The sequence below is a fragment of the Gordonia sesuvii genome, from assembly GCF_036350415.1.
Taxonomy (GTDB): Bacteria; Actinomycetota; Actinomycetes; order Mycobacteriales; family Mycobacteriaceae; genus Gordonia; species Gordonia sesuvii.
This window is the reverse complement of record NZ_JAZDUF010000006.1, coordinates 283507-302943: the sequence shown is the minus strand read 5'-3', so window position 1 is coordinate 302943 and position 19437 is coordinate 283507. Positions and strand designations below refer to the sequence as shown.

Annotated in this window: 14 protein-coding genes and 1 rRNA gene; all 15 read right to left on the bottom strand. The window is 67.9% G+C overall.

The features are described 5' to 3' along the window. A 16S ribosomal RNA gene (locus VZC37_RS19885) occupies positions 1–112 on the bottom strand; the annotation flags it as partial. 444 nt (positions 113–556) lie between these two features. Then, positions 557–1852, bottom strand: a complete 1296-nt coding sequence (tyrS, locus tag VZC37_RS19880; protein ID WP_330434946.1) for a tyrosine--tRNA ligase — start codon at positions 1850–1852, stop codon at positions 557–559. Positions 1853–1901: 49 nt separating this feature from the next. Then, entirely contained in the window at positions 1902–2147 is a 246-nt protein-coding gene (locus VZC37_RS19875) for a Trm112 family protein (RefSeq protein WP_330434944.1), read from the bottom strand. 81 nt (positions 2148–2228) lie between these two features. Further along, positions 2229–5240: an AMP-binding protein gene (locus VZC37_RS19870; RefSeq protein WP_330434942.1), complete on the bottom strand. Its 3012-nt coding sequence runs from the start codon at positions 5238–5240 to the stop codon at positions 2229–2231. 80 nt (positions 5241–5320) lie between these two features. Next, on the bottom strand, positions 5321–6763 hold the full coding sequence (gene argH / locus VZC37_RS19865) for an argininosuccinate lyase (protein ID WP_330434940.1): 1443 nt from the start codon (positions 6761–6763) through the stop codon (positions 5321–5323). Then, positions 6760–7959, bottom strand: a complete 1200-nt coding sequence (locus VZC37_RS19860; RefSeq protein WP_330434939.1) for an argininosuccinate synthase — start codon at positions 7957–7959, stop codon at positions 6760–6762. The genes argH and VZC37_RS19860 overlap by 4 nt, the downstream gene beginning before the upstream one ends. A gap of 143 nt (positions 7960–8102) precedes the next feature. Further along, the gene (locus VZC37_RS19855; protein ID WP_330434937.1) at positions 8103–8636 is read right to left on the bottom strand and encodes an arginine repressor; all 534 of its coding nucleotides are present in this window, start codon (positions 8634–8636) and stop codon (positions 8103–8105) included. Beyond that, a complete protein-coding gene (gene argF / locus VZC37_RS19850; RefSeq protein ID WP_330434935.1) occupies positions 8636–9556 on the bottom strand; it encodes an ornithine carbamoyltransferase in 921 nt (306 codons plus the stop codon). The genes VZC37_RS19855 and argF overlap by 1 nt, the downstream gene beginning before the upstream one ends. Next, entirely contained in the window at positions 9553–10749 is a 1197-nt protein-coding gene (locus VZC37_RS19845; RefSeq protein WP_330434934.1) for an acetylornithine transaminase, read from the bottom strand. The genes argF and VZC37_RS19845 overlap by 4 nt, the downstream gene beginning before the upstream one ends. Continuing rightward, positions 10746–11651 carry an acetylglutamate kinase gene (argB, locus tag VZC37_RS19840; RefSeq protein ID WP_330434931.1) on the bottom strand — a complete coding sequence of 302 codons (906 nt, stop codon included), beginning with the start codon at positions 11649–11651 and terminating at the stop codon, positions 10746–10748. The genes VZC37_RS19845 and argB overlap by 4 nt, the downstream gene beginning before the upstream one ends. Continuing rightward, positions 11648–12886 carry a bifunctional glutamate N-acetyltransferase/amino-acid acetyltransferase ArgJ gene (argJ, locus tag VZC37_RS19835; protein ID WP_330434929.1) on the bottom strand — a complete coding sequence of 413 codons (1239 nt, stop codon included), beginning with the start codon at positions 12884–12886 and terminating at the stop codon, positions 11648–11650. The genes argB and argJ overlap by 4 nt, the downstream gene beginning before the upstream one ends. Then, positions 12883–13920, bottom strand: a complete 1038-nt coding sequence (argC, locus tag VZC37_RS19830) for an N-acetyl-gamma-glutamyl-phosphate reductase (RefSeq protein ID WP_330434928.1) — start codon at positions 13918–13920, stop codon at positions 12883–12885. The genes argJ and argC overlap by 4 nt, the downstream gene beginning before the upstream one ends. A gap of 299 nt (positions 13921–14219) precedes the next feature. Further along, positions 14220–16721, bottom strand: coding sequence for a phenylalanine--tRNA ligase subunit beta (gene pheT, locus VZC37_RS19825; protein WP_330434927.1), 2502 nt, complete (start codon positions 16719–16721; stop codon positions 14220–14222). Positions 16722–16790: 69 nt separating this feature from the next. After that, positions 16791–17852, bottom strand: coding sequence for a phenylalanine--tRNA ligase subunit alpha (gene pheS / locus VZC37_RS19820; protein ID WP_330434926.1), 1062 nt, complete (start codon positions 17850–17852; stop codon positions 16791–16793). A gap of 100 nt (positions 17853–17952) precedes the next feature. Next, positions 17953–19278: an acyltransferase family protein gene (locus tag VZC37_RS19815; RefSeq protein ID WP_330434924.1), complete on the bottom strand. Its 1326-nt coding sequence runs from the start codon at positions 19276–19278 to the stop codon at positions 17953–17955. Positions 19279–19437 lie beyond the last annotated feature (159 nt).

Here is a 19437-nt window from a genome sequence, read left to right as displayed (position 1 = left end):
ACTCACCCGTTCGCCACTCGAGTACCCTGCAAGCAGGGCCTTTCCGTTCGACTTGCATGTGTTAAGCACGCCGCCAGCGTTCGTCCTGAGCCAGGATCAAACTCTCCATGAAAACCTATCGAAACACCAGCACAAGGCCGGCAATTTCAACACAATCAGGAAAGATAAACCTGACAAATCAATCCAAAAAATCTGGCATCAAAAAACTCGATGCCATTTCAAAAAATGGCATCAAACAATCCACCAATACACTATCGAGTTCTCAAGGAACACACACCCGCAGATACCTCCTCAGTTAAGAGGCGTTCATCCACGAGCTGTCTGTTCTGAAGTGTTGCGACCGTCTCCGGGGCAACTCTTCTAGGCTACCTTACCCGGTTTTGATCCGCAACTCTTGGCTGCTTCTCGTTATCCGGATGTCGGTCCGCAGTTTCTGTCCCAGGCCGACGGCCTCGGGCAGTTGGTTTCTCCCCGGTTCCTGTCGGCCCCGGGAAGTTCCTCGCTGCGGTGCGTCGATTAAGTTACACAGGCGAGAACACAGCGTCAAATCGCCTGGTCAGAGGGCTAAGCGTGCTCCGGCGAAGGTTTTCTTCCCGCGGCGGATCACCAGCCAACGACCGTGCAGCAGGTCGGCGCTCGTCGGCTGCCAATCGGCGTCGGTGACCTTCACGTTGTTCACGTAGGCGCCACCTTCACCGATCGCGCGGCGCGCCGACTTGTTGCTGTCCGACAACCCGGTGTCAACGAGGAGCTCGACCAAGGTCGGGCTGGTGCCGGCGTAGTCGGCCACCGAGGTCTCCCCGACTGCGGCCGCAAGCGTGTGCTCGTCGAGATCTGCGAGATCGGCCCGGCCGAAGAGCGCTTGACTCGCCAGCTCGGCTGCCGCGGTGTGCTCGGCGCCATGGATCAGCGTGGTCATCTCGGCGGCGAGTCGCTTCTGCGCGGTCCGCAGGTGCGGGGTCTCGGAGGTCGCGCGCTCGAGCTCGTCGATCTCTTCGCGCCCCAGGAAGGTGAACCACCGCAGATATCGGACGACGTCGGCGTCGGCTGTGTTCACGAAGTACTGGTACCAGGCGTACGGACTGGTCAGATCGGGGTCCAGCCAGAGACTGCCGCCGCCGGTCGACTTCCCGAACTTCTTGCCGTCCGAGGACGTGACGAGCGGGACCGTCATGCCGTGCAGTGATGTCGCGTCCAGGCGTCGCGCGAGGTCGACGCCGCCCACGATGTTGCCCCATTGGTCGGAGCCGCCGATCTGCAATACGCATCCGTGACGGCGGTTGAGCTCGACGAAGTCGTTCGACTGCAACAGCAGATAGCTGAACTCCGCGTAGCTCATGCCGTCGGAATCCAGCCGCCGCCGGACGGTGTCGCGGGCGAGCATCACGTTGATCGAGAAGTGTTTACCCAGGTCGCGCAGGAATTCGACGGCGCTGAGCTGGCCCGTCCAGTCCAGGTTGTTGACGATCAATGCGCCGGAGGGTGAATCGTCGATGGACACGAAACGTCGGAGCTGTCCGCCGATCCGATCCGCCCATTCGGCGACGGTGTCCGGCGCGTTCATCGTGCGCTCCCCCACGTCGCGCGGGTCGCCGATCAACCCGGTCGCACCGCCGGCCAGGACGATCGGACGGTGGCCGGCCTCTTGAAACCGCCGCAGCGTGAGAAGGGGGACCAGGTGCCCGGCGTGCAGACTCGCGGCCGTCGGGTCGAATCCGGCGTACAGCGTGATCGGGCCTCGCGCCATCTCGGCGCGCAGGTCATCGAGGTCGGTCGATTGGGCGATCAGGCCCCGCCATGACAGTTCGGAGAGGATGTCGGTGTTCGGCCCGTCGGACAACTCGGTGCTCACCCCACGATCTTGTCACCCGCCGACGACGAGGCCGGCACCTGCCCAGCACCTATCGCTGGACGTCTCCGTCACCGGTGTCGGGTGCCGAGCTCGTGAGGCGCGCGTGCTCCGCCTCGTCGACGGTCCGCGCTTCGTCCGCCAGCATCACCGGAATCCCGTCGGCATCGATGCGATACGCGACCCGCAACCTCGGGTTGTACAGCTCGTCTCCCGCGTCGACGAGGGGGCCGCGGTCCTGCGGACACACCAGCCGTTCCCGAGTGATCGGATCGATCGATTCGGCTCGTGTCGCCATCTCTGGGTCCCTCCTCGGCTGGGGTGATCGCCGACCACTCTAGTGTCATGTCCAGTTGCGGCGGCGATGTGCCACCCACGGTCAGTTTTCGGCCGCGGCGGGAACCGAACCGCCCGCTCCGGCTTTCGCGGACCACCCCAGCGTGGCGGCCGCAGACCGCGTGTACCTGCGATAATGTCCCTCGCTGTCGCGATACCAGACCTTCGCTCCCGGGTGGGGCAGGCCGCGCCTCGCGAAGCCGGCGGAAACGGGCCGATACGCGTCCGACACCGGGATCTCGTCGACCACGTGAATCAGGTGCGGCCGCTGGTGGGAACCCAGTTCACCGAGTGCGATGCGCAATTGGGTGACGGTCAGGGAGTCCGACTTCCGGTTCGGCCTCAGGGTCAGTGCCGCCACGGCGATCTGGCGTCCCGGTTCACCCACGCCGTAGGCGACCACCTGGTCGGTCGTCGGCATTCGGGACAGACTCTGCTCAACCGGTGGTACGTACACCGGTCCGTCCGACGTGCGGATGATGCTGTCGAGGGAGCCCAGGAACCACAGGTCATCGGCCAGGTCGCGGACGAACAGGTGCCCCGACACCTCCCAGCGATCGTGTGGCGCGAACACATCACGCAGCACGGTGGCCGAGGTGTCGAATCGCTGCCGGTTGCGGGCCAGAAGCAGACCTGGCTCGGCGACCTCGGCTCTCCGCACGAAACCGGCGTCGTCGATGATCAACCGCTCGTCTTCGAGGTCATAGGCGGCGATCTCGACTGGATTCGTCTCGGGCAGCGATTGCCCCATGGATCCGACCTTGTCGGCGGACACGTTGGCCAGGATGGCCGATCCGTCTGCGGTGGCGAAGAATTCGAGTACGCGAGCCCGCGGGAAGCTGGCGACGACGTCGTCCCACAGACCCACCGGCATACCGGATCCCATGAACAGGCGGATCGGGTTGTGCTGATTGATCCGGAACCCGTCGGCGCGCACGATGTCTCGCATCATCGTCCAGGTGTAGGAGACGACGGTGATCCCGTATCGGTCCACCTCCGCTGTGAAGGTGTCGGCGTCGACACCGTTGGACAGCGCGATGCGCGAACGTCCCACCACGGTCGCGCCCAGCGTCGTGAGCAGCCCCGATGCGTGATGCAGCGGCGGGAGGCAGTACACCGTGTCCCGCACGGTGAGACCGGCCGCCGACGCCGCGCCGAATGCGGATTGGGCGAACCGGTGGTTGGTCACCGGCCACGGTGCGAGTTGCCCGGCACCACGGGTGAACAGGACGAAGGCGAGATCTCCGGCGAGCCCCGGATCGGGTCGATACCACGACGGCATCTGCACGGATTCCGGGTCGATCTGCTCCATGTCGATCACCGACGACCCGTCGGCCCGTTCGATGGTCCGCGTGTCGCCACTGCCACCGCCGAGCACCAGGACCCGATCGCACACCCGCGTGGCCTGGTCGAGGTGGCCGGGGTCGGTCACGATCACCGAACTGTCGGCCAACCTCAGCATCTCCCGCACGTCGCCGTCGGCTGCCAGCATGACCGCGACACCGCCCAGGCGGGACAACGCGGCGACGACGACCAGCGCGCTGGGACGGGTGTCCATGAGAACCCCGATGTGCTGGCCGGGGCGCACCCCGCACTCGACCAGCCCGGCGACGACGTTGTCGATGCGCGTGTTGACGTCGGCGTGGGTGAGCACCCGGTTCTCGAACAGGAACAACTCCTGCTTCGGGGCGCGTTTGCAGTTCTCCGACATCAGTTTGCCCAGCGATATCCGCGTCCCGGACTGGATCTGCCCGAGCCGGAACAATCGCGGCACCGTCCGCACGGACTCCTGTGCCACTGCCCGCGAGCTCCGCTGCAGTGTGTTGGCCATGACGAGCAGGTCGCGCGACACCCCTGCGGAGGCATCCGCCAGCGAGCCGATTCCGTGGGTGATGCGCGACGACAGACTCACGCCCGATCCGTGGGGATCGGGGGTGTCCGGCATCTCCTCGACGAGCGGCGGCCGCTCGGCCAGGCCCGACCGCCACAACACCCACTCCGCAGTGGTCGGCCAGGTGTGCGCCCCGGCGGTGCTACCCACGACGAGTCCGAAATGTCCGACCGGCACCCGGGATTCGAACACCGAGGCGCTCGGGGCGGCGCGCAGGATCCCGCGGACGGCCAGCGGTTGACCGATGTCGTCCGCGTCCCCGAGGAAGGCGAGGACCGGACAGGTGATCTCGGTCAAGGACACGAGCTCGCCGTTGATGACGAATCCGCCGGACACCATCCGGTTGTGGACCACGAACTGGCGCAACAGTTCTGCCACCGCGGGCCCCGACCACGCGACCCAGCCCTCGGCCTCGATGAAGCGCCGCTGGTCCTCCCTGGGCAGCAATGCGTCTCGGTCGTGCAGCTTGCGGAGGAAATCGATGCGGCTGCGGGCCGTCTTCACCGGATCGACGAGTTGGAAGCCGGCACGAGCCATCCAGCCCGGGACCCACAGACGGTTGAAGACCTTGTCGGCGAGGATTTCGGCGCCCGGGACGACGAGGTTGGCGGGCAATCCCAACGGCAACGCCGCGAGCACGTCGACCGGGCTGCCGAAGGTGATGAGGCTCGCGATCGACTTCGACCGTCGGTACGCCGCGGCCTGATACGCGAACATCCCACCCTGCGAGTAGCCGGCGAGGTGCACATCCTTTCCGGTGGCCTCCACGATCAGGTCGATCGCCCGGCTCACCGCGACGACGTGGTCGGCGAGGGTGCGCTCCATCCCGCCCTCTTCGGCGTCCGGCGAGCCGAAGTCGATGACCCACGGGGTGATCCCGGCGCGATGGAGGATCGAAGCCGCGCCGTTGTGTTCGGTCACGTCATAGACGTTGGCCGACACCATCATCGGAGGGACGAGAACGACTTGCGGGCCGGTGGTCGGCGTATCCGGAAAGTACCTGCGGAGCCGAAACATCTTCTCGTTCTCGACGACGCTGAACGGCGCCGGCTCGGTCCCGGTGTCGAGCCCGCCGAATCGCAGTACCTCGAGGCCGTTCTGAGCGGTCGCGAGCACTCGACCGACCGCGGCTCCGACGTTGGGCAGCGCAGGGAGTGCCACCATGACGCCGACCCCCTCCCCTGGTAGTTCGAGTGATGCACGTCACTGTACCGACCTCCCCGCAGGTGGCGTCATCAGCGTACTCAGATGTCGGTCGGGTCTCCGCCCCCCGTCCACGCGGCGCGTCGTCGCCGGACCTGCTCGTCCAGTTCGGACAGCTGGCGGGCGACCTGTACCGATGCCGTGCCTCCGTGGGCATCACGTGATTCGATCGAACCACGCACGGTCAGCACGTCACGCACCTCGGGGCGCAGGTCGGGACTGATCGATGCCAGTGTCTGGTCGTCGAGGTCGGCCAGTCCCACGCCGCGTTCCTCGGCGGCCCGTACACTCGCCCCCGCCACCTCGTGCGCGACGCGGAACGGAACTCCTTGCCGGACAAGCCATTCTGCGATGTCCGTGGCAAGCGTGAAACCCGCAGGTGCGAGGTCGGCCATGCGGTCGGGATGGAACTCGAGGGTTCCGACCATGCCCGCCACCGCGGGCAGCAGCAGTTCCAGTTGTGCGACCGAGTCGAAGACCGGCTCCTTGTCCTCCTGTAGGTCGCGGTTGTAGGCCAGCGGTTGGGCTTTCAGGGTCGCGAGCAGGCCGGTCAGGTTGCCGATCAACCGTCCCGATTTCCCGCGAGCCAGCTCGGCGACGTCGGGGTTCTTCTTCTGCGGCATGATCGAGCTGCCCGTCGACCACGCATCCGCCAGCGTGACGTAGCCGAATTCCGGTGTGCTCCAGAGGATGATCTCCTCGGACAGACGCGACAGGTCCACCCCGATCATCGCGAGGACGAACGCACCCTCGGCCGCGAAGTCCCGTGCGGCCGTCGCATCGATCGAGTTCTCGGCAGGCCGGTCGAATCCGAGATCGGCCGCGATGGAGGCGGGATCGAGGCCGAGTGACGATCCCGCGAGCGCACCGGAACCGTAGGGCGACACGGCAGTCCGCCGGTCGGCATCGGCCAGCCGGTCGACGTCGCGGACGAGCGGGTGCGCGTGCGCCAGCAACTGATGTGCGAGCAAGACCGGCTGGGCGGCCTGCAGGTGGGTCTTGCCGGGCATGACGGTGTCCGGATGTGCCCGGGCCTGCGCGATCAGGGCGTCGACCACGTCGAGCACCCCCATCGCGACCCGACGCATGGCGGCGCGCAACCACATTCGGAACAAGGTCGCGACCTGGTCGTTGCGGGACCGGCCCGCCCGCAACCGCCCACCGAGTTCGGGTCCGACGCGTTCGATCAGGCCACGTTCGAGAGCGCCGTGGACATCCTCGTCACTCTCGGCCGGCCCGAAGCTCCCGTCCGCGACGTCGGTGGCGAGCTTCGACAACCCGACCAGCATCGCCTCGAGTTCTTCCTCGGTCAGCAGGCCGGCGCGGAACAGCACACGCGCATGCGCCATCGACGCCTCGATGTCGAACGGCGCCAGCGCCCAGTCGAAGTGGGTGGACTTGCTCAGCGCGGCCATCGCCGCGGCCGGGCCGTCGGCGAACCGCCCGCCCCACAGCGAGCCCTCGTTGGTGCCGTGCGAGGTCACAGGTCGAGGTCCCGCTTGGCCGCGATCTTCGACGACAGTCCGTGCAGCTCGACGAAACCGCGTGCGGCGGACTGGTCGAAGCTGTCGCCCTCGTCGTAGGTTGCCAGGTTGAAGTCGTAGAGCGACTCACCGCTGCGACGCCCGGTGACCGCGATGTGGCCACCGTGCAGCACCAGCCGGATGTCACCGCTGACGTGCTCCTGGGTGGAGGCGACGAACGCGTCCAGCGAACGCTTCAGCGGCGAGAACCACAGTCCGTCGTACACCAGTTCTGCCCACTTCTGGTCGGTGTGCCGCTTGTAGCGGCCCAGTTCGCGCTCCAGCGTGACATGCTCGAGCTCCTCGTGGGCCCGGATCAGCACCATCGCACCGGGAGCCTCGTACACCTCGCGGCTCTTGATGCCGACGAGCCGGTCCTCGACGACGTCGAGCCGGCCGACACCCTGCGCACCGGCGCGGCGGTTCAGTTCCTGGATGGCTTCGAGGACGCTGACCGGACGTCCGTCGATGGCCACGGGACGGCCCTTGTCGAAGCTGATGATGACCTCGTCAGGAGAGTTCCAGTTGATGGTGGGGTCGTCGGTGTAGTCGTAGACGTCCTTGGTCGGTGCGTTCCAGAGGTCTTCGAGGAAGCCGGTCTCGACCGCGCGTCCCCAGACGTTCTGGTCGATCGAGAACGGCGACTTCTTGGTGACATTGATCGGGATGTCGTTCTGCTCTGCGAAGCTGATCGCCTTCTCCCGCGTCCACGCGTAATCACGAACCGGGGCGAGGACCTCCAGATCGGGTGCCAGCGAGGCGAAACCGACCTCGAACCGCACCTGGTCGTTGCCCTTGCCGGTGCAGCCGTGCGCGACCATGGTGCCGCCATGGTCGCGGGCCGCGGTGACCAGGTGCTTGGCGATGAGCGGACGAGAGATCGCCGAGACCAGCGGGTACCGATCCATGTACAACGCGTTGGAGGTGATGGTCGGCAGGCAGTACTCGTCGGCGAACTCGTCTCGCGCGTCGACGACCACGGATTCCACGGCGCCGCAGTCGAGCGCACGCTGACGCACCACGTCCATGTCCTCGCCGCCCTGGCCGAGATCGAGCGCGACGGCGACGACCTCCTTGCCGGTCTCCTTGCCGATCCAGCTGATCGCGACCGAGGTGTCGAGGCCGCCCGAGTACGCGAGTACGACGCGTTCCGCCATGTCATTTCTCCTGTGGTTCCGCGCGCCGGCGCGGGATCGTCCCGCTCGGCGCCTGTTGTTCTGATTGTCGCTGGTCGAGTTGTCGGTACTGGGATGGGGGTTGGGGCCGTCGGGAGTGAGGCGAGCAGACCGGACCTGCCCTGCTACACGAGGCCCTCGATTCGTCGCGCGAGCGCCGCCCCGTCCACCGGCTCTCGTGCCACCACGAAGATGGTGTCGTCGCCGGCGATCGTGCCCACCACGTCCGGCAGGCTGGCGCGATCGATGGCACTGGCGAGGTAGTGGGCCGCTCCCGGCGGCGTCCGCAGTACCGCAAGGTTTCCGCTGGAGTCCGTGGAGACCAGAAGTTCCGCCAACAGGCGCGACAGGCGGTCCGTCCCGCCGAACACTCCGCGCACCGGCGAGCCGTCCTCGGGGACGACGTACCGGCCCGTGCCACCGTCGGCGCCCCGCAGTTTGATCGCGCCGAGTTCGTCGAGATCACGTGAGAGGGTCGCCTGGGTCGCATCGATGCCCTCCGCCGAGAGCAGATGTTGCAGTTCGGACTGACTGCGCACCTGATGAGCGGCCAGCAGGTCGATGATCCGCGCGTGGCGTCCGGCCTTGGTGGCGGCCAACCGCGTCTCGCTCGCGGCCGGCAGCCGGTCCTTCGCCGAGGTCGGCTGGTCGGTGGTCATCATTTCCTCAACAGCCACAGCAGCAGCGCTTTCTGGGCGTGCAGCCGGTTCTCCGCTTCGTCGAGAACCACACTCGCCGGCCCGTCGATGACCGCGTCGGTGATCTCCTCACCACGATGCGCCGGAAGGCAGTGCAGCACGATCGCGTTCGCATCGGCCCGGGCGAGCAGGTCCTCGTTGATCTGATACGGAAGGAACGGGCCGTGCCGGTCCTTGCCGTCGGTCTCCTGGCCCATCGACGTCCACGTGTCGGTGACCAGCACGTCGGCGCCGTCGGCGGCTTTGTGCGGGTCGGTGACCACCCGCACCGAGCCGCCTGTCTCGCGGGCACGCGCCTCGGTTGCCGCGACGACCTCTGGCGCTGGCTCGAAACCGTTTGGCGCACTGATGGTCACGTGCATCCCGGCAGTCACGCCGCCGAGTGCGAGTGAATGCGCCATGTTGTTGGCACCGTCGCCGAGGTAGGTCATGGAGAGCCCGGCGGTGCGCCCGCGGTGCTCGATGATCGTCTGTAGGTCGGCGAGCACCTGACAGGGATGGAAGGTGTCGGACAAGGCGTTGACCACCGGAACCGTCGCCGACGACGCCATCGCGTCGAGGCGATCGTGGCCGAACGTGCGCCAGACGATCGCGTCGACGTAGCGCGACAACACCCGGCCGGTGTCCTCGATGGTCTCGTCTCGGCCGAGCTGGGTGGTGGTGCCGTCGACGACGACGGCGTGCCCACCGAGCTGTGCGATGCCCATCTCGAACGAGAACCGCGTGCGGGTGGAGTTCTTGTCGAAGATCACGCCGACACCCCGCGGCCCTTCGAGCGGCCGGTTGGCGAACGGTGCCGCCTTGACCTCAGCGGCCAGTGCCAGCACCTCGGCCTGCTCATCGGGCGTGAGGTCGTCGTCGCGTAGGAAGTGTCGCGTCATGCCTTCTCCCCCTCGGTGTTCTGGGCGGTCGCCCGGTCCAGGATGGTGGGCAGTGCGGTCACGAAGCTCGCCCCCTGTTCTTCGGTGAGGATGAGCGGCGGTGCGAGCCGTACCACGTCCGGGCCGGGTGCGTTGATCAGGAAACCCGCATCGCGCGCGGCCTTTTCGACTCGGGCGGCGATCGGGCTGTTCAACACGATGCCGAGCAACAGGCCCGCCCCCCGGACATGCGACACCTGCGGATGGCCGAGGTTCTCCACTCCGGCAGAGATCGACTTACCCACTGCCGCCACATGATCGACGAGGCCGTCCTCATCGATCACGCGGAGTACCGCGAGCGCTGCGGCGGTGCACGCCGGGTTGCCACCGAACGTGGTTCCGTGCTGTCCCGGCTCGAACAGGTCGGCAGCAGCCCCGGTGGCGAGACACGCCCCGATCGGCAGTCCCCCGCCGAGCCCCTTGGCCAGGGTCATCACGTCCGGTACCACCCCGGCCGCCTGGTGCGCGAAAAACGAACCGGTACGGGCGATCCCCGTCTGCACCTCGTCGAAGATCAACAGCGCGCCACGCTCGGAGGTGATGCGCCGGGCTTCGGCCAGATAGCCGTTCGGCGGCACGACGACACCGCTCTCCCCCAGGATCGGCTCCAGGATGACGGCAGCCGTGTGCTCGGTGACCACGGCGTCGAGCGCCTCCACGTCACCGTAGGGAACGAACCGTACTCCAGGTGGCATCGGTTCGAACGGCGCGCGTTTCGCCGGCTGCCCGGTCATCGCGAGCGCCCCCATCGTGCGGCCGTGGAAAGCCCGGTCAGCCGCCACGATCTCCGGTCGCCCCGTGCGGCGGGCGAGTTTGAACGCCGCCTCGTTCGCCTCGGTTCCCGAGTTGCAGAAGAAGACCCGCCCCGGGTGACCGAACTTGTCCAGTAGGCGTTCGGCCAGCTCGACCGCGGGTGCGCTGATGTAGAGGTTCGAGACGTGTCCCAACGTCTGCAGTTGGTTCGTGACGGCCTCGACGAGCACCGGATGGGCGTGGCCGAGCGCATTGACCGCGATGCCGCCGAGGAGGTCCAGATACTCTTTGCCGTCGGCGTCGCGCACCACCGCACCGGAACCGTCGACCAGTGCGATCGCCGGGGTGCCGTAGTTGTTCATCAGGGCGGCCGACCACCGTTGCTGCAGCGGTTCGGTCATGATGGGTCCTCTTCGTCAATATCTGCGACCACCGTGGTCCCGGTCGAACTGGCGGTGAGCAATTGGGCGATCACCGAGTGCGGGACCCGCCCGTCGATGACGTGTGCGGCACCCACGCCGCCGGTCACCGCCCGCAGGCAGGCCTCCATCTTCGGGACCATGCCCGAATCGAGTGAACCGAGCAGCCCGGACAGTTCGTCGGTCCCGATCTGCGACACCAGTGACGTCCGGTCGGGCCAGTCCGTGTAGAGGCCTTCGACGTCGGTGAGCATCACGAGGCGGGACGCGCCGAGCGCCTCGGCGAGTGCCCCTGCCGCGGTGTCCGCGTTGATGTTGTGGACCACGCCGTCGCGGTCCGGCGCGATGGTGGACACGACGGGAATGCGCCCGGCGGCAACGAGATCGAGTACCGCAGACGTGTTCACCGACGCGATGTCGCCGACGAGGCCGATGTCGGTGGCCGTGCCGTCGACCAGAACCGTTCGCCGACTCGCGGTGAACAGGTGCGCGTCCTCCCCGGTGATCCCGACGGCGTACGGACCGTGCGAGTTGATCAGGCCGACGAGCTCTCGCCCCACCTGTCCGAACAGGACCATCCGCGCGACGTCCATCACCTCGGGGGTGGTGACGCGGAATCCGCCGCGGAACTCCCCCTCGAGGCCGAGTCGCTTGAGCATCGCCGAGATCTGCGGACCACCGCCGTGTACCACGACCGGGTGAATCCCGCAGGCGCGCAACAACACCATGTCCGTCGCGAACGCGCGCTTGAGTTCATCGTCGACCATCGCGTTGCCGCCGTACTTGATCACGATGGTGGCTCCGTGCAGGGCCTGCAGGGCCGGCAGCGTCTCGGCGAGGACCAGTGCCTTGTCGAGAGCAGTGAGGGTGGACGCGCCGGTCATGACGAGTACGCCGAGTTCTCTTCGACGTACCCGTGCGACAGGTCCGTCGTACGGATGGCGGCCGACGCGTCACCGAGTCCGAGATCGATCTCGACGGCGATGTCCGCTCCGGAGAGGTCGACCTCACGTGCGCCCGGTACCCCGCAACCGTTCTGGCAGACGGGGGTCCCGTTGAACGACACGGCGATTCGGTCCGGGTCGATGGTGACCGGCGCGATACCGACGGCGGCAAGTACTCGACCCCAGTTGGGGTCGGAACCGAACAGCGCGGTCTTGACCAGCGAATCCCGGGCGACGGCCCGGGCGACGGTGACCGCATCGTCCTCGGTCGGTGCACCTGCGACACTGATCACGACGCGTTTGGTGACACCTTCGGCATCGGCCATCAGCTGGGCGGCGAGGTCGTCGCAGACGGCGAGCACCGCGGCGTCGAGATCTGCCTGCTCGACCGGGATCTGGCTGGCGCCCGAACTCAGCAGCAGCACCGTGTCGTTGGTGGACGCTGCTCCGTCGACGTCCAATCGGTCGAACGTCAGGGCCGTCGCGCGCCGCAGCGCCGTGTCGAGTTGCTCGGCGGTGGCATGGGCGTCGGTGGTGAGGACGCACAGCATGGTCGCCAGGGACGGCGCCAGCATTCCCGCACCCTTGGCCATCCCGCCCACATTCCACCCCTGGGGATGATGCAGCGCAGCCTGTTTCGGCACGGTGTCGGTGGTCATGATCGCGTGCGCCGCGTCGGTACCGCCGGAGAGTCCCCCGCCCATGTCCTGGACGATCTCGGTGACGCCGGCCAGCATCTTGTCCATCGGCAACCGGTCACCGATGAGACCTGTGGAGCAGACCGCCACCTCGATGGCGCCGGTCTCGGTACCCCAGTTGCTGAGCGCCTCGGCGACCGCCTCGGCGGTCGCGTGGGAGTCCTGGAACCCACCGGGACCGGTGCAGGCATTCGCACCGCCGGAGTTCAGGACAACCGCGCGAAGTCGACCGGTCGTCAGGACCTGTCGGCTCCACAGCACCGGCGCGGCCTTCACCTGGTTACGGGTGAACACACCCGCCGCCGCATGGTCGGGGCCTTCGTTGAACACGAGGGCGAGGTCGAGCGCGCCGGATGCCTTGATGCCGGCGGCGATGCCAGCGGCGCGGAAGCCCAGCGGCGCGGTCACCCCCTGCGCGCGGACCAGCCGCGGCGCGTCCAGTGGGGCTCCGGGGGTGATCCGGTCGTCGGTCGTCATGGCGCCACCCCCACGGTGCTCAGGCCCTCGGTCTCGTCGTAGCCGAGTGCGAGGTTCATGGACTGCACGGCCGCTCCGCCGGTGCCCTTGGTCAGGTTGTCGATCGCACCGACCACCACGAGGGTGCCGGCCCGTTCGTCGACGGTCACCGCGAGCTGCACCGCATTGCCGCCCACCACGGAACCGGTTGCCGGCAGGGCACCTTCGGGCAGGAGGTGCACGAACGGCTCGTCGTCGTAGGCCTTCTCGTACGCGGCGCGAATCTCGCCGACAGACGCCGACGTCCGCGCCGTGCAGGTGGCGAGGATGCCACGGGCCATCGGCGCCAGGATCGGCGTGAACGACACGCCGACCGGGGCTCCGGCGGCCGCGGACAGTGCCTGGGCGATCTCGGGCGTGTGCCGATGCGTCCCGCCGATGCCGTAGGCGCGGGCCGACCCGATGACCTCCGACGCCAGGAAGTCGACCTTGAGCGATCGTCCCGCACCCGAGGCGCCCGTGACCGCGACCACCGTGGTGTGAGGCTCGACTAGTCCCGCGGCGATCGCCGGACGCATGGCGAGGATGGACACGGTCGGATAGCAGCCTGGCACCGCGATCCGCGACGCGTCGCGAAGTCTGTCGCGATTCCCCGGGAGCTCGGGCAACCCGTAGGGCCACGTCCCGGCATGGTCGCCGCCGTAATAGTCGGTCCAGTCCTGAGCGGACTCGAGTCGATGGTCGGCGCCGCAGTCGATGATCAGTGTCGTCGGCGGCAGGGCGTCGGAGATCTCGCCGGACGTGCCGTGCGGCAGGCCGAGGAACACGACGTCGTGTCCCGCCAGGACCTCCGGAGTGGTGTCCTCGAGAACGCGGTCGGCCAGCGGAAGAAGGTGCGGATGCAGGCTTCCGAGGGTGCTGCCCGCGTTGCCTCCGGCGGTCAACGCACCGATCTCGAGTTCCCCGGTTCGCAGGCGCGGGTGTCCGCAGAGAAGCCTGAGGATCTCACCACCTGCATAGCCGCTCGCACCGGCGACTGCCACCCTGATAGTCATACGATGATTATGCATGATGATGCAAATCAATTCAGGTCGGGGGGGTCTCGATACGCCGGCTCGCAAGCTCGCGCGGCTACTCGACCAGCGAAAAAGGGGCGCCCGGTCGCACAGTCGCGGCTACTCGACCAGCGAAAATGCGGACGACGGCTCGCGGAGGTCTCGATACGCCGGCTCGCAGGCTCGCGCGGCTACTCGACCAGCGAGGGGAGCTCGCGCGGCTACTCGACCAGCGAAAAGAGGGGACGCCTGGTCGCACAGTCGCGGCTACTCGACCAACGAGGGGGTCGTCGGCGCGGTCAGCGCAGGCGGGCGCCGATCGTCTCCCCCGCGTGGGCGACGGCCGCCATCTTGGCGGCGTTGGCCTCCTCCTCGGTGAGGGTGCGGTCGGGGGCACGGAACCGCAGCGCGAAGGTGAGCGATTTGCTCCCCGCACCCACCTGGTCGCCGGTGAACACGTCGAACAGGTCGATCGCCTCGAGGAGGTCGCCGGCACCGGCGGTCAACGCGTCCTGCACCTGCGCGGCGGACACGGTATCGGCCACCACCACGGCCACGTCCTGCAGGACCGCCGGGAAGGGCGACACCTGTGGCGCGGGCAGATTCTCGACGATCGGCACAGCGTCCAGGTCGATCTCGACGGCACACAGTCGCTTCGGGAGACCCGCCCGTTCCAGGACGGCCGGGTGCAGTTCACCGGCATGGCCGATGGTCCGGCCGTCGACGGTGAGGCGCGCACACCGGCCCGGATGCCAGGGACGATGGTCGGTCGCCGACAGCACCACGTCGACACCCGCGGCACGCGCTATCGTCCGCGCGGCTTCGAACGCGTCGACGTGATCGGCGACGCGGCCGGGACCCCACGGCCCCGCCGGTTCGCGCAGGCCGGTGAGTGCGACGGCGACGTGTAGTGGCTGGTACGGCAGCGACGCGTCGAGCGCCGCGATGTCGTCGTCTGTCGGCCGTTTCGTGACGTCCAGCGCCTCAACCGGTTCGACGTGGTCACCGGCGAAGACCACCTGCCCGATGGTGTACAGCGACAGGTCGCGTTGACCGCGCGCGATGTTGCGCGCCGTCATCTCCAGCAGACCGGGCAGCAACGTGGTGTTGAGTTCGGGCCGATCGGTTTCCAGTGGATTCAGCACGGTGACGGTGCGTCGCCGTGCGTCGTCGGCCGGTAGATCCCAGGTGTCGAACACCCCGGTCGGCATGAACGGGTACGGCAGGACCTCGACGAAGCCGTCGAGCGCCAGGGTGCGGCCGACCGAACGCCGACGACGCTGCACCGCGTTGAGACCGGTTCCGGCGGGCGCGCGCGGCACCACCGCCGGGATGTCCTCCAGACCTTCCAGACGCAGCACCTCTTCGACGAGGTCGGCGCGTTGGCTCAGGTCCGGTCGCCACGACGGAGGGGTCACCTCGAGTGGTTCCGAGCCGTCGACCATGCAACCGACCTCGCGCAGCCGGGCGCTCGTGGTCCCCGCGGGGTAGCTGATGCCGGCGGTGCGGTCCGGTTCGTCGGCAGGGATCAGGATCGGGGCCGGCGCCGCGACCCGCACCTGGGCATCACTCAGCGGCGACGATACGGCGCCACCCGCGATGTCGACGATCAACTGCGCGGCCCGATCCGAGGCCACCGCGGTGATCTGTGGATCGACGGTCCGTTCGAAACGCTTGCTCGCCTCCGACGTCAGCTTGTGCCGCTTCCCCGTGCGGAAGACACGCACCGGGTCGAATGTCGCGGACTCCAGCAACACGGAGGTCGTCACGTCACCGACTTCGGTTGCGGCACCACCCATCACGCCGGCCAGCGCGATAGGCCCGGTCTCGTCGGCGATGACGACATCCTCCGGGTCGAGGATCCGCTCGACATCGTCGAGGGTGGTCAGTTTCTCGCCGGCGCGGGCCGAGCGCACGGTGATCGTCCCGGTCAATTTGTCGGCGTCGAACGCATGCAGCGGCTGGCCGAGTTCGATCATCACGTAGTTGGTGATGTCCACGATCGCCGAGATCGGCCGGATTCCGGCCACCATCAGGCGCTTCTGCATCCACCACGGCGACACGACGGACGGATCGACACCGGTGATGACACGTGCGGTGTAGCGGGTGGCGGACGAGTCGTCGTCGATGGCGACCGGCCACGCGTCACCGGTCGCGACTAGAGGTGGCTCGGAGTGTGCCGGGTCCGCCTGCGCCCCGAAACCGAGACCCAGATCCACGAACGGCACTCCGAAGCTGCCCGCCAGCTCCCGCCCCAGTCCGCGAACCGAGAACGCGTAACCACGGTCAGGGGTGACGTTGACGTCGATCGCGGTGTCGTCGAGGCCCAGGACCTCACGCGCATCGGCGCCGGGCTCGGCGGTGCCCGGCGCGAGCACCAGGATGCCGCTGTGGTCGGTGCCGATCCCCAACTCCGACACCGAACAGATCATGCCGTCGGAGATGCGGCCGTATGTCTTGCGGGAGGCGATCTCGAACGGCCCCGGCAGGACCACGCCCGGAAGCGCCGCGACGATCAGGTCGCCCTCGGCGAAGTTGCGTGCACCGCAGACGATCCCGCGCGGCTCGTCCTCACCCACGGCGACCGTACAGAAGCGGATCGGCTTCTTGAATTCGGTGAGTTCCTCGATTGTCTCGACCCGGCCGATGACCAAAGGCCCGGTGATCGTGGGGAATTCGTCGATGTCCTCGATCTCGAATCCGACCCGGACAAAGGCGTGGTCGATGTCCTCCGCGGTCGCCGACCACTGCGGGTCGCCTTGCCGGAGCACCTCGGTGTACCAGGACTGGGGGGCACGCACGTCAACCAACTACTTTCATCGCTCGAGCTCTTCGCGAATATGGGATTGCGGGAGTGGGCATGTCGGCGGTCAGACCGCCGGGCCGAACGGGACGGTGAATCGGATGTCACCCTCGACCATGTCGCGCATGTCGGAGATGTCGTTGCGGAACTGCAGAGTGCGCTCCAGCCCCATCCCGAAAGCGAATCCCGAGTACACGTCCGGATCGATTCCACTGGCCCGCAGGACATTCGGGTTCACCATGCCGCAGCCGCCCCACTCGACCCAGCCGGGTCCGCCCTTCTTGCCGGGGAACCAGACGTCGACCTCGGCGGAGGGCTCGGTGAACGGGAAGTAGCTGGCCCGCATGCGGGTGGTGGTCTCCGGCCCGAACAGTGCCCGGGCGAACACCTCGAGGGTGCCGCGCAGATTCGCCAAGGTGAGTCCCTTGTCGACTGCCAGTCCTTCGATCTGGTGGAAGACCGGGGTGTGGGTGGCGTCGAGTTCGTCGGTTCGGAAGGTCCGGCCCGGGCACGCGACGTAGATCGGCAGGTCGCGCGTGAGCATGGACCGCACCTGCACCGGCGAGGTGTGGGTCCGCAGCACCTGCCGGGATCCCTCGGGGGCGATGTAGAACGTGTCCTGCATCGACCGGGCCGGGTGATCCGGGAGGAAGTTGAGGGCGTCGAAATTGTGGTGCTCGGTCTCGACCTCCGGTCCCTCGGCGATCTCCCAGCCCATACCGACGAAGACGTCGGCGACCTGTTCGGCGATCACCGTGATCGGGTGGCGGGCGCCGATCCTGCGGCGTGCGCTCGGCAGGGTGACGTCGACGGATTCGGCGACGAGGACCGCGGCGTCGCGCTCGGCGTGCAGCGTTGCGGTGCGGACGTCGAGTGCTGCGCTGACCCGGCCGCGCACCTCGTTGACGAGCTTGCCCGCCGCGGATCGCTGATCCTTCGGAAGGCTGCCGAGGGCGCGGCGCGCCAGCGCGATCGGTGAGCGGTCGCCGAGATGCGCGGTCTTGGCCTGCGCGAGGTCGTCGAGGTCACCGGCCGCCTCGAAGGCCGCGACGGCGGCCGCGGCCGCGGCATCGAGTTCCTGCGGTTCCGGGAACCGGATCTCTGGGGCGTCGTCGGCGGGGGTGGCCACGGTCGGCGGTCTCCTCGGTTGAAAACAGGCGTCTAGGTGCGGCTACAACAGTAGACGAGCGCGTCCCGACGCCACGGCGCAGGTTGACCGCACGCACCGCTCACGGCGACGACCGAACCGCTACCGACCTCGCGATGACGGCTCCGCCGACCGACAGGCCGGCCCAGACCAGCCCGTCGCCGAGGAGCCCGTCGCGCGCCATCATCAGTGTCGCGACACCGGTGACGACGAGCGCCGCGACGACGACGCGGTCACGGGCTCGCCCGGCGTTCCGGCCGACCGGGCCGTCCCACCACAGCAACTCGCGGTTCTCCAGCGGGGAGAGTGCCGCCACGACCGGCACCATCAGCGCGAGCAGCACGACGGTCTGCGTGCCGACGACCACCGTGAACAACACCGGGTGCTGACCCGGGTCTCGAGACAGACCGATCAGCTCGCCGGCGCCGATGAGGAAGGCGAGTACCGGCAGATGCCACAGATACAGGGTCATCGCACCGCGGTTTCCGACGGCCACCCACCACCACACCCGCGCGCGCCCCACGATCGAAGCGAGCATCCGGGCCGCTGCGATGGCGATGCCGCACAGCACGATCGCGTGCCCGGCGAGCAACAGGCTCGGCGGACTCATGTTCGACAGTTCCTGCCCCGGCACCGTCACCAACGACAGCTCATACGGCCCCGCCGCCACCAACATGATGTCGAGAACGAAGAACACCGCGGCGACCGACGCTGCTGCGATCGGCGTCACCAAGCGTTTGGCGTATGCCACACCCAGGATCGCCGGGATCGACCAGACGGTGAGGAACGAGACGTAGCCGATCCCCTGCCAGCCGGTCGCGAACCTGATGACGTCGACCGCAGCCGTCGCGCCCCACGCAAGGCCGAGCGCCCCCACCACGTGCCGCGGCGTCGCGATGCGCTGCAGCGTCGGCACCACCGCGAGCACGAGCAGATAGGCGCCGAGAAACCACAAGAGTTGGACACCGAGGCGAGCGACGACATCGGCAGCCGCGTCGGCACCGAGAGCGACCGCGATGAGGGCCGTGGCGGCCACCGCGAGCAGATACCAGAACACGGGCCGCAGCAGGCGTTGCGCCCGCGTGAGCAGCCAATGCCCGGTGGAGGTCGTGGGTCTCGAGGAGAGCCCATAGGTTGCCGCGGCCGCGCCGGCGAAGAAGAACAGCGGAAGGACCTGCAGTAACCAGGTGACCGCCTGCAGGATCGGGATGTCGGCGAGCAGATTGCCCAGCACGAACCCCTCCGGCTCGACGACGACCGTGAGCATCACCGAATGGCCGGCGATGACGACCACGAGCGATGTCAGCCGGATCAGGTCGATCACCCGGTCGCGGTCACCGGTGAGGGCGTCGAGATCGGTCACCGAAGGCAGTGTTCTGCGGCGCGCGGGCGCGCTGTTGCTGGTCATGGCGCCAAGCCTCGCGTGTTCGGCCCGTTCGGGCCTGAGCACAACTACGCAGAAGCGGTGGGCAAATACCCGCCGACGACGGCTGCCCATCGACGTACCGGGCCCTTCGTGACGCTCGCAAGCTCGCTCCTCAGGGAGCGGGGGGTGCAACGGCAGGGA